This is a genomic window from Micromonospora sp. SL4-19, from assembly GCF_047921475.1.
In the GTDB taxonomy this organism is placed as follows: Bacteria; Actinomycetota; Actinomycetes; order Mycobacteriales; family Micromonosporaceae; genus Micromonospora.
The window spans coordinates 84,456-94,855 of sequence record NZ_JBLROB010000024.1 but is presented as its reverse complement, the minus strand read 5'-3'; the positions used below and the strand labels follow the sequence as shown (position 1 = coordinate 94,855).

General features: G+C 74.8%; 9 protein-coding genes. 7 read left to right on the top strand and 2 right to left on the bottom strand.

All coding sequences use genetic code 11. The annotated features are described in order from the left end of the window. The first annotated feature begins 48 nt into the window (after positions 1-48). The 3 genes from ACNAVT_RS23945 (at position 49) to ACNAVT_RS23935 (ending at position 3,833) form a co-directional block, all read left to right on the top strand. Entirely contained in the window at positions 49-771 is a 723-nt protein-coding gene (locus ACNAVT_RS23945) for an ABC transporter permease (protein ID WP_416299403.1), read from the top strand. 169 nt (positions 772-940) lie between these two features. Then, positions 941-1,945, top strand: a complete 1,005-nt coding sequence (locus ACNAVT_RS23940) for a glycine betaine ABC transporter substrate-binding protein (protein WP_416299396.1) — start codon at positions 941-943, stop codon at positions 1,943-1,945. A gap of 142 nt (positions 1,946-2,087) precedes the next feature. Next, the gene (locus ACNAVT_RS23935; RefSeq protein WP_416299395.1) at positions 2,088-3,833 is read left to right on the top strand and encodes a hypothetical protein; all 1,746 of its coding nucleotides are present in this window, start codon (positions 2,088-2,090) and stop codon (positions 3,831-3,833) included. 42 nt (positions 3,834-3,875) lie between these two features. Here the strand turns inward: ACNAVT_RS23935 and ACNAVT_RS23930 are convergent, their stop codons facing one another. Together ACNAVT_RS23930 and ACNAVT_RS23925 are read right to left on the bottom strand one after the other, a co-directional pair. Continuing rightward, positions 3,876-5,045, bottom strand: a complete 1,170-nt coding sequence (locus tag ACNAVT_RS23930) for an NADH-quinone oxidoreductase subunit D (RefSeq protein ID WP_416299394.1) — start codon at positions 5,043-5,045, stop codon at positions 3,876-3,878. Next, a complete protein-coding gene (locus tag ACNAVT_RS23925) occupies positions 5,042-6,043 on the bottom strand; it encodes an SAM-dependent methyltransferase (RefSeq protein WP_416299402.1) in 1,002 nt (333 codons plus the stop codon). The genes ACNAVT_RS23930 and ACNAVT_RS23925 overlap by 4 nt, the downstream gene beginning before the upstream one ends. Before the next feature lie 201 nt (positions 6,044-6,244). Between ACNAVT_RS23925 and ACNAVT_RS23920 the strand changes: the two genes are divergently transcribed. From ACNAVT_RS23920 to ACNAVT_RS23905, 4 genes are all read left to right on the top strand, one after another. Next, positions 6,245-7,222, top strand: coding sequence for a Rossmann-like and DUF2520 domain-containing protein (locus ACNAVT_RS23920; protein WP_416299393.1), 978 nt, complete (start codon positions 6,245-6,247; stop codon positions 7,220-7,222). Then, positions 7,219-8,067, top strand: coding sequence for a pantoate--beta-alanine ligase (panC, locus tag ACNAVT_RS23915; protein ID WP_416299392.1), 849 nt, complete (start codon positions 7,219-7,221; stop codon positions 8,065-8,067). The genes ACNAVT_RS23920 and panC overlap by 4 nt, the downstream gene beginning before the upstream one ends. Before the next feature lie 32 nt (positions 8,068-8,099). Continuing rightward, the gene (gene panD, locus ACNAVT_RS23910) at positions 8,100-8,528 is read left to right on the top strand and encodes an aspartate 1-decarboxylase (RefSeq protein ID WP_416299391.1); all 429 of its coding nucleotides are present in this window, start codon (positions 8,100-8,102) and stop codon (positions 8,526-8,528) included. Between the two features lie 139 nt (positions 8,529-8,667). Beyond that, a complete protein-coding gene (locus tag ACNAVT_RS23905; protein ID WP_416299390.1) occupies positions 8,668-10,365 on the top strand; it encodes an L-aspartate oxidase in 1,698 nt (565 codons plus the stop codon). Positions 10,366-10,400 lie beyond the last annotated feature (35 nt).

Sequence of the window (10,400 nt, the reverse complement as noted above, 5' to 3'; positions counted from 1 at the left end):
GAGGAGTGCAGCGCAGCGGAGCCCCGCAGTCGCGAACGGAAGGCCAGCATGAATCCGGTGCAGCAGGCGATCGTCTGGCTGAACGACCCGCTGAACTGGACGAATCCGGGCGGCATCCTGGACCGGCTCGGCGAGCACCTGAGCATCTCCGCGCTGGCGGTGCTGCTGGGCTGCCTGGTGGCCTGGCCGCTCGGGCTCTGGCTGGGGCACACCGGCCGGGGCGGCGGCGCGGTGCTGCTGGTTTCCAATGTGACCCTCGCCATACCCACCCTGGCGCTGCTGACCATCCTGCCGCTGACCTTCCTCGGCTTCGGCCGCCCGGCGGTGGTGGTCGCGCTCGCCGTGTTCGCGGTGCCGCCGCTGCTCGCCAACGCGTACACCGGGGTGCGGCAGGCCGATCCGGAGGCCCGGGACGCGGCGCGCGGCATGGGCCTCTCGGGCGGGCAGGTGCTGCGCCGGGTGGAACTGCCGTTGGCGGTGCCGTACCTGGCCGCCGGCTTCCGTACCGCCGCGGTGCAGGTGGTCGCCACCGCGGCCCTGGCGTCCTTCGTCAACGGCGGTGGGCTGGGGCAGATCATCCGGGCCGGCTTCGGGCTGGACATCGCGGCCGGAGGCGGACAGATCATCGCGGGCGGCGTGCTGGTCGCCGGGCTGGCCCTGTTGGTCGAGGGGGTGCTCGCGGTGGTGGAGCGGGCGGCCACCCCGCGCCCGTTGCGGCGGGCCCGGCGTGCGGCGAACCGGCGCGCGGCCGACGCCACGGCGGGCACCTGAACCGGGGTAAATCCGGCGCCGGGTGACGATCCGGTGACGAAACCAGCTCGGAGTTTGTCGGTCGGATCCGGAGGATATTGGCTGAAGTCGCGGGCGGCCGACCGGATCGCCCGTCGGACACGCGGCCGGCCCCGAGTGGGTCGCGCCGGGACACGGAAGGCGGGCACTGATGCGCGCACGTACACGGCTGGCCGTCGGGGCGCTCGGCGCCCTCACCGCGGCGGGTCTCCTCACCGGCTGCGGCGACGCCGGTTCCTCCGGCACCGGCGCCCCCGAGCAGGGCACCTCCGGGGCCGGCTGTGCCCCGGTCGCCGGCGACCAGCTGGTCGTCCTCACCGACGACAAGAAGCTCCAGAACACCGACAACGTCATCCCCGCGATCAACACGAAGGCGTCCACCCCGCAGCTCGTCGCCGCGCTGGACAAGGTCTCCGCGGCGCTCGACACCGCCAAGCTGATCGAGCTGAACCGGGCGGTCGACGTCGACCGGAAGACCCCACAGGTCGCGGCGAAGGAGTTCGCCGACGCGAACGGCGTCGCCCAGGGCGTCGAGAAGGGCCCGGGCGGCCAGGCCACGGTAGGCGCCGCCAACTTCAGCGAGAGCCAGACCATCGCCGAGCTCTACAAGATCGCGCTCACCGCGGCCGGATACCAGGTCAAGGTGCAGACCATCGGCAGCCGCGAACTCTACGAGCCGGCCCTGGAGAAGGGCGAGATCCAGATCGTCCCCGAGTACGCGGCCACCATGGCCGAGTTCCTCAACACCAAGGCCAACGGCAAGGACGCCGAGCCCGTCTCCTCGCCCGAGCTGGACAAGACGGTCAGCGCCCTGAAGGCCGCGGGCGACAAGGTCGGGATCACCTTCGGCCAGCCGTCGCAGGCCCAGGACCAGAACGCCTTCGCGGTCACCAAGGCCTTCGCCGACAAGTACCAGCTCGCCACGCTCTCCGACCTGGCTGCGAAGTGCTCGGGCAAGGCGACCGTGCTGGCCGGTCCGCCGGAGTGCCCGCAGCGGCCGAAGTGCCAGGCCGGTCTGGTCCAGGTCTACGACTTCAAGGCCGGCTCGTTCAGCTCGCTGGACGCGGGCGGCCCGCAGACCAAGAACGCGCTGAAGACCGGCGTGGCCAGCGTCGGCCTGGTCTTCTCCTCCGACGCGGCGCTCGCCGCAAGCTGACGGCACCGGTCGCCGACGGGCCCTCGCTGGTCCGTCGGCGACCGCCGCCGGGCCCCGAGGCGGGAAAGCCTGGTCACCGGCGGCACTTTGATGCCTTCGGCCCGGTTCCCTACCGGGGCAACTCTCGGTACGCTGCTCAGCCATGCCCGCCCCGGTCGCCCCCGCCGCGAAGCGCACCTCCCTGCTGCTGACCCTCCTGTTCTGGGCCGGTGTGGCGCTCGCGCCGCTGGCCGCGTTGATCCTCCTGGTCGCCGACGGCGGCGGCACGTTGCGGATCGGCGCGGTGCTGGCGATCCTCGCGGTGGTGTTGATCGGTCTGTCCATCGCGCTGCGCGCCGACGGCAGCGACGGGGCGGCTGGCGCCGAGGAGTTGCGGGACGAGATCGAGCAGCTCCGCCGCGAGCTGCGCAGCGAGGTCGTGGCCGCCGCGCAGCGCGGCAACCAGGCGCTCGACCAGGCCCACCGCACGCAGGAGACGGTCACCGCGCTGCACCGCCGGTTGGACGCGGCGGCCGCCGAGATGGCCGCGGCCGCGACCAGTCCCGCGCCGGCCCGCGAGGAGCCGGCCGGCGCCCGCGCCCGAATGGCCTCCGCCGAGGCGTACGACGACCGGCGGTCCCGCCACAGCGCCCCCGCTGCGCAGCCGCCGGCAGGCGGGGGGCAGCCCTCCGGCCGGGAGGAGGAGCCGGTCCGCCGCCCGCAGCCCGGCACCCGCTACGGCTCGGAGCGCCCCCAGCCCGGCGTCTACGGCGCCTCGCGGGCGGCCGAGCCGGATGCCAGGCCGGAACCCCGCTCGGTCGGGGTGGTGCACCACACCGAGACCGTGCACGTCACCACCCGGCACACCATCGTGGACGGTCCGGCCGATCCGGCGACCGGTGCTCGCTACGGCGGACACGCCGGCCGCTGGTCACCGGGGCCCGAGGAACGGTCGTGGGCCGGTGCGGAGCCGGAGGAACGGCCCCGGTCCGGGTACCGGGAGGCGGAGGACGACCGTGGCTGGTCCGGCGGCGACAACGCCCGGCCCGCCCAGGGTGGGCACCGGGACGGCGGCTCCTGGTCCGGGCCGGACAGCGGTCGGGCCCCGTCGGGCCGGCGGGCGTCCTGGGACGAGACGTCCCGGTCCGGCGATCACCCGGCGCCGGGCGCCGTCCGGACCGGCGACGGCGCAGGATCCGGCGACAACCGCGGGTGGACGGCGGGACCCGGCGACGACAGTTCCTGGTCGACCTCGTCGGCCGGCCCGCGCTCCCGGCCGGCGGCCCCCGACGGTCCGGCCGACGAGCGGTCCTGGCCAGCCGGCCGGGACGGGCGGGGAGAGGATCGGTCGGCAGGCCTGGCTGGGTCCCGCGACGAGGGCTCCTGGGCCGGGCGGGCCCCGCGCGACGGGCGCGGCTGGGCCGGCGAGGATCGGGCGTCGTCGGACGGCCGCGCCTGGGCCGCGCCGGAGCCCTCCGGCCCGGCGACCGCCGCCGAGGATCCGGACGGCGACTACTGGTCGGAGCTGCGCGTGGGTAACCGCTGGGCCTCGGTCCGCGACGACGAGCACGGCCGGGAGATCCGGGTCGGCGAGCGGCGCGCCGCCGTGCACGCCGCCGGGGCGGGCACCGAGTACCGGGTCGAGGACCGCTGGGCGTCCGTTCACGAGCCCCACCGCGATCGCGGCGCGCCCGTCGAGGCGGGATCCGGCTGGGCGGGGGAGAGCCGGCCGGCGCTTCCGGCCGGTGGAGTGCCGGTACCCGACGAGTGGCGCCCGCCGACGCAGCGCAGCGGCCAGCCCGAGTGGCGCCGGGCTGAGGCCGAGCCGGAGCCGGTCCGGTACGGCGACGAGCGGTACGGCTACCCGCCGCGCGACGACGCGCCCCGGTCCGCCGACCGCTGGCGCTGACCCTGGTCGCGGCCCGGCGCTCCGGGGGGCCGGGAGCGCCCGCTACTTGTCGATGTCGCCCACCACGAAGAACATCGAGCCGAGGATGGCGATCAGATCCGGCACCAGGCAGCCGGGGAGCAGCGTGGCCAGCGCCTGCACGTTCGCGTACGACGCGGTGCGCAGCTTGAGCCGCCACGGGGTCTTCTCGCCCCGGGACACCAGGTAGTAGCCGTTGATGCCGAGCGGGTTCTCGGTCCACGCGTAGGTGTGCCCCTCGGGGGCCTTGACGACCTTGGGCAGGCGGGTGTTCACCGGCCCGGTGAGTCGGTCCACCCGGTCCAGGCACTGCTCGGCGAGGTCGAGTGAGGCGTACACCTGGTCGAGCAGCACCTCGAAGCGGGCGTGGCAGTCCCCGGCGGTCTTGGTCACCACGGGCACGTCGAGCTGGTCGTACGCCAGGTAGGGCTCGTCGCGGCGGAGGTCCAGGTCGAGGCCGGAGGCCCGGGCGACCGGACCGGACGCGCCGAACGCGGCGGCGTCGGCCGCCGACAGCACGCCCACCCCGACCGTACGGGCCAGGAAGATGTCGTTGCGCCGGATGAGGTGGTCCAGGTCCGGCATCCGCCGGCGCACCTCGCCGATGGCGGCCCGGGCCCGCCCGGTCCAGCCGGCGGGCACCTCCTCCTTGAGGCCGCCGACCCGGTTGAACATGTAGTGGATCCGGCCGCCGGAGACCTCCTCCATCACCGCCTGGAGGGTCTCCCGTTCCCGGAACGCGTAGAACATCGGGGTGATCGCGCCGATCTCCAGCGGGTACGAGCCGAGGAACATCAGGTGGTTGAGCACCCGGTTCAGTTCGGCCAGGGCCATCCGCAGCCAGACGGCGCGCTCCGGCACCTCCATGCCCATCAGCCGTTCCACCGCGAGCACCACGCCCAGCTCGTTCGAGAAGGCCGAGAGCCAGTCGTGCCGGTTGGCCAGCACGATGATCTGCCGGTAGTCGCGTACCTCGAAGAGCTTCTCCGCACCTCGGTGCATGTAGCCGACGATCGGCTCGGCGGAGACCACCCGCTCGCCGTCGAGCACCAGCCGCAGCCGTAGCACGCCGTGCGTGGACGGGTGTTGCGGCCCGATGTTCAACACCATGTCGGTGCCGAGCTGCTCCCCGCCGGCGCCGGTGCCGACGGTCAGCTCGCGGAGGTCGCCGGCGTCCGTGGTCATGTCCGTCATCGTGCCATGAAGGGATCGAGGGCGACGCCGACCGGTTGCCGCAGCCACCAGTGCCCGCCGAGGCCGGCCGGGTCGGTCAGCTCCGCCACGGCCGACGCGCCGGCCAGCGCCCGCACGTACCCGGCCGGGTCGCGGGAGGCCAGGCTCAGCGGGGGCCGCCCGCCGTCGGCCCCGAGCTCCCGCAGCCCCTCCCGCTGCGAAACCAGGGTGTACGCGCACCGGGCGACCCGTTCACCGGCGGAGGCGACCGAGTCCATGGCGACGTGCGCGGTGACGTCGCACGACCCGTCCGGCACCGGTGGCACCTGTCGCCCACCCCGGTATCCGGTCAGGCTCCCGTCGACCGGCCGGTCCTCCCTCAGGTGTCCGTAGTCGACGGCCAACGCCAGCCCTCGATCGATCCTGCTGATCGCTGTTGCCCAGGTGCCGTCCCTGGTCCGGCCGATCTCGGCCCGCGTTCCGGTGGAGGGTCCCGGGGACGTGGGCCACCAGCGGGTCAGCCACTCGGCATCCTGAACGGTCAGCGGGTCACCGGTCGACTCCTCGCCGGTCACCGGGTCGACCAGCAGGTAGCGCCAGCCGTCGACGGTGTGCACGGCCAGGTCGAGGGGAACGTTGTCCAGCCACTCGGTGGCCACCAGCAGCCCGGTGATCTTCTCGGGGATCTCGCTCGTCCAGCGGATCTCCGCCGGCAGGTCGCCCGGGCGGGGTGCCCGTTCGACGGCGGTGAGGCGGACCCGATCGGCGAGCGGAAGCGGCGCGGCGGTGCTGGTCCCGGAAGCCCCCGCGAGCAGGGAACGCAGCAACTCACCCCGACCCGCGCCGACATCCACCACGTCGAGGCGGGCCGGCTGCCCAAGAACAAGATCAAGAGAGGTGAGCAGGCGCAGCAGGGCGGCGCAGAAAACCGGAGAGGCGTGCACGCTGGTGCGGAAGTGGGCCGCCGGGCCGGCCCCGGAGACGAAGAAGCCACCGGGCCCGTAGAGCGCCCGCTCCATCGCCACCCGCCAGGGCAGCCGTTCCGTGAAGGTCACCCGCCGACGGTACGGGCCCGGCAGATCTCGACGCAGCCCGTAGTGGCCGTGGAAACCTCCCCGCGGCGGCCGGTGAAGGTTTTCACACATGCTTGGTCCCGCTCCTTGGCCCCGGCGCATACTTGCGATCGACCGGTACCCCCTTCGAGGACTGGATCGATTGCCATGAGCGCACCGCTGCGTTCGCGTCCGGCCGGCCCGCACGGGCCCGCCGTGTCGCCGGATGGCGCCTCGTCCGGCGCCCCGCTCGTCTTGCCCCGTACCCTCACCGTCGGCGTGATCGGCGCCGGCCGGGTCGGTGCCGTGTTCGGCGCGGCCCTCGCCGCCGCCGGTCACCGGGTGGTCGCCGCCTCCGGTGCCTCCGGGGCCGCCAGGGCCCGGCTGGCGCTGCTGTTGCCGCAGACCCCGAACCGCTCCGTGGCCTCGGTGGCCCGCGCCGCCACCGACCTGCTGATCGTGGCGGTCCCCGACGACGCCCTGGCCGGGGTGGTCGCCGGGCTGGCCGAGGCCGGCGCGCTGCGCCCCGGCCAGGTCGTCGCGCACACCTCCGGCGCGCACGGGCTGGCCGTCCTCGCCCCGGCCGCCGCCGTCGGCGCCCGGCCGCTCGCACTGCACCCGGCGATGACCTTCACCGGTACGCCGGACGACCTGGCCCACCTCGCCGGCATCTCGTACGGAGTGACCGCCCCGGCGGAGCTGCGCCCGTTCGCCGCCCGGCTGGTCGCCGATCTCGGTGGCGTGCCGGAGTGGGTGGCGGAGGCCGACCGGCCGCTCTACCACGCGGCGCTGGCGCATGGCGCGAACCACCTGGTGACCCTGGTCAACGAGGCCGTCGACCGGCTGCGCGACGCCGGGGTGGACCGGCCGGAGAAGGTGCTCGCCCCGCTGCTGCGGGCCGCCCTGGAGAACGCCCTGCGCCTCGGCGACGACGCGCTGACCGGCCCGGTCTCCCGGGGCGACGCGGGCACCGTACGCCGGCACCTGGTCAAGCTGGCGGCGACCGCGCCGGAATCCGTGGCCCCCTACCTGGCGTTGGCCAGGAGGACCGCGGACCGGGCGATCGCGGCCGGCCGGCTGCGCCCGGCGGACGCGGAATCGCTGCTTGACGTGCTGAGTGGGATTCATCGGGAGGTGGCCGCATGACCGGGCTGGTGCACACGCGCAAGGAACTGGCGGCGGCGCGGGACGACCTGACCGGCAGCGTCGCCGTGGTGATGACCATGGGCGCGCTGCACTCCGGGCACGAGACGCTGCTGCGGGCCGCCCGGGAGCGGGCCGACCACGTCCTCGTCACGATCTTCGTGAACCCGCTTCAGTTCGGCCCGAACGAGGACTTCGACCGCTACCCGCGCACCCTCGACGCCGATCTGGAGGTCTGCCGGCGGGCCGGCGCGGATCTGGTCTTCGCCCCCTCGGTGGCCGACATGTATCCGGACGGCCAGCCGAAGGTCCGGCTCGACCCGGGCCCGCTCGGCGACGACCTGGAGGGGCTGAGCCGCCCCGGCTTCTTCCACGGGGTGCTCACCGTGGTCATGAAGCTGCTCCAGCTCACCCGCCCCGACCTGGCCTTCTTCGGTGAGAAGGACTACCAGCAGCTCACCCTGGTCCGGCGGATGGTCCGCGACCTGGACGTGCCGGTGGAGATCGTCGGCGTGCCGACCGTACGCGAGCCGGACGGCTTGGCGCTGTCCAGCCGCAACCGCTACCTCTCGGCGGAGGAGCGCGAGGCGGCGCTGAGTCTCTCCGCCGCGCTGCGGGCCGGCGTCGCGTCCGCCGAGCAGGGCGCGGACGCGGGCGCGGTGCTGGCCGCCGCCCATCGCGGCTTCGACTCGGGCACGGCGGGCGCCCGCCTCGACTACCTGGTGCTCACCGACACCGACCTGGAGCCGGGGCCGGTCGCCGGCCCGGCGCGGCTGCTCATCGCGGCCTGGGTCGGCGCCACCCGCCTGATCGACAACGCGGCGATCCCGCTCGCCCCGCGTTCCTGACCACGTCTGCCACGCCCGCGAAAGGCACCCCGATGCTCCGGACCATGCTCAAGTCGAAGATCCACCGGGCCACCGTGACCCAGGCCGACCTGCACTACGTCGGCTCGGTGACCGTGGACGAGGATCTGCTCGACGCGGCCGACCTGCTCCCCGGCGAGCAGGTGGCGATCGTGGACATCACCAACGGGGCCCGGCTGGAGACGTACGTGATCCCGGGGCGGCGGGGCAGTGGCGTGATCGGCATCAACGGCGCCGCCGCGCACCTGGTGCGCCCCGGTGACCTGGTCATCCTCATCTCGTACGGGCAGATGGACGATGCCGGGGCGCGGACGTACCAGCCCCGGGTGGTGCACGTCGACGCCGACAACAAGGTGGTCGACCTGACCGCCGACCCGACCACCGCCGCCCCCGGCACCGCCGGCGATCCCGTCCCCAACCCCCTCGCGGCCAGTCTGAACTGACCGGGGCGTCCGCTGCCACCTGTGGCCCGGCGACCGTAGGGCCCTCAGGTCGGCCGGCGGCCGGCGCGGACGAGGTAGCCCAAACCACTCGTCCCGCCCCCGCCCCGCGGGACGAGGAGCGTTCGGGTTGACTGTGCTCATGGACCTTCCGACCGTCGACCTGCCGGCCCTGCCCAGGCTGCTCGCCGCACCCGCACCCGGTTGGGTGGAGACCACCGACGTGATCGTCGTCGGGTCCGGGGTCGCCGGCCTGACCGCCGCGCTGCACCTGCGCGAGGCGGGGCTGCACGTCACGGTGGTCACCAAGGTCGACATCGACGAGGGGTCGACCCGGTGGGCACAGGGCGGCATCGCCGCGGTGCTCGACCCGACCGACACCCCGGCCGCGCACGCGTACGACACGGAGGTCGCCGGCGTCGGCCTGTGCGATCCGGCGGCGGTCCGGGTGCTGGTGGAGGAGGGCCCGACCCGGCTGCGCGAGCTGATGCGGATCGGGGCGGAGTTCGACCGCAACCCGGACGGGTCGTTGATGCTCACCCGGGAGGGCGGCCACCGGGCCGACCGGATCGTGCACGCCGGCGGCGACGCCACCGGTGCCGAGGTGCAGCGGGCGCTGCACGCGGCGGTCCACCGCGACCCGTGGATCCGGCTGGTCGAGCACGCTCTGGTGCTGGACCTGCTGCGCGCCCCCGGCGACGGCCCGGACGGGCTCGGCCCGGCCTGCGGGATCACCCTGCATGTGCTCGGCGAGGGCAGCGAGGACGGTGTCGGGGCGATCCTGGCCCGGGCGGTGGTGCTGGCCACCGGCGGCATGGGTCAGATCTTCGCGGCCACCACCAACCCGGCGGTCTCCACCGGCGACGGGGTCGCGCTCGCCATGCGGGCCGGCGCGGCGGTCACCGACGTGGAGTTCGTCCAGTTCCACCCGACCGCGCTGATCACCCCGGCCGGGGTGGGCGCGCCGGGCGTGACGCGGGCCCAGCAGCCGCTGGTCTCCGAGGCGCTGCGCGGCGAGGGCGCCCACCTGGTCGACGGCGACGGCAAGCGATTCATGATCGGCCAGCACGAACTGGCCGAGCTGGCCCCCCGGGACGTGGTCGCCAAGGGCATCCACCGGGTGCTGCTGGCCACCGGCGCGGACCACGTCTGGCTGGACGCCCGCCACCTCGGCGGGGACTTCCTGGCCCGGCGTTTCCCGACCATCGTCGCCTCCTGCCTGGCCATCGGCGTGGACCCGGCGACCGACCTGATCCCGGTCGCCCCGGCCGCCCACTACGCCTCCGGCGGCGTCCGCACCGACCTGCACGGGCGCACCTCCATCCCCGGCCTCTACGCCTGCGGCGAGGTCGCCTGCACCGGCGTGCACGGCGCCAACCGGCTGGCCAGCAACTCGCTGCTGGAGGGGCTGGTCTTCTCCCGCCGGATCGCCGAGGACATCGCCGCCGGCCTGCCCGAGCAGGCGAAGCCGGCGGAGACGGGCGCCTGGGTGGGCGGCCAGGGCTGGGTGGCGCCGGCCGAGGGCACGCCGGCCCTGCAGCGGGCGATGACCCGTGGGGCGGGCGTGCTCCGCTCGGCGGAGACCCTGGCCGCGACAGCTACCGCCCTCACCGAGCTGGGTCAGGGCCGGGGGGTCCCGCGCACCGCCGACTGGGAGGCGACGAACCTGATCACCGTGGCGTCGGCACTGGTCGCCGCCGCGTACACCCGTCGGGAGACCCGGGGCTGCCACTGGCGGGAGGACTTCCCGACGGCCGACGAGCGGTGGCTGGGCCACCTGGTCGGCGGGGTCGGGACGGAGGGAAGGTTGACCGAGCGGTGGGAGGCGAGTTCACGGTGAGCGCGAGGAGTGAGCCGATCTTGCGAGCCCCGCAG

What these genes read in the sequence shown, in the direction of transcription:
- ACNAVT_RS23945 (WP_416299403.1), top strand. Translation starts at nt 49, where the DNA reads ATGAATCCGGTGCAGCAGGCGATCGTCTGGCTGAACGACCCGCTGAAC.
- ACNAVT_RS23940 (WP_416299396.1), top strand. Translation starts at nt 941, where the DNA reads ATGCGCGCACGTACACGGCTGGCCGTCGGGGCGCTCGGCGCCCTCACC.
- ACNAVT_RS23935 (WP_416299395.1), top strand. Translation starts at nt 2,088, where the DNA reads ATGCCCGCCCCGGTCGCCCCCGCCGCGAAGCGCACCTCCCTGCTGCTG.
- ACNAVT_RS23930 (WP_416299394.1), bottom strand. Translation starts at nt 5,045, where the DNA reads ATGACGGACATGACCACGGACGCCGGCGACCTCCGCGAGCTGACCGTC.
- ACNAVT_RS23925 (WP_416299402.1), bottom strand. Translation starts at nt 6,043, where the DNA reads ATGGAGCGGGCGCTCTACGGGCCCGGTGGCTTCTTCGTCTCCGGGGCC.
- ACNAVT_RS23920 (WP_416299393.1), top strand. Translation starts at nt 6,245, where the DNA reads ATGAGCGCACCGCTGCGTTCGCGTCCGGCCGGCCCGCACGGGCCCGCC.
- panC (WP_416299392.1), top strand. Translation starts at nt 7,219, where the DNA reads ATGACCGGGCTGGTGCACACGCGCAAGGAACTGGCGGCGGCGCGGGAC.
- panD (WP_416299391.1), top strand. Translation starts at nt 8,100, where the DNA reads ATGCTCCGGACCATGCTCAAGTCGAAGATCCACCGGGCCACCGTGACC.
- ACNAVT_RS23905 (WP_416299390.1), top strand. Translation starts at nt 8,668, where the DNA reads ATGGACCTTCCGACCGTCGACCTGCCGGCCCTGCCCAGGCTGCTCGCC.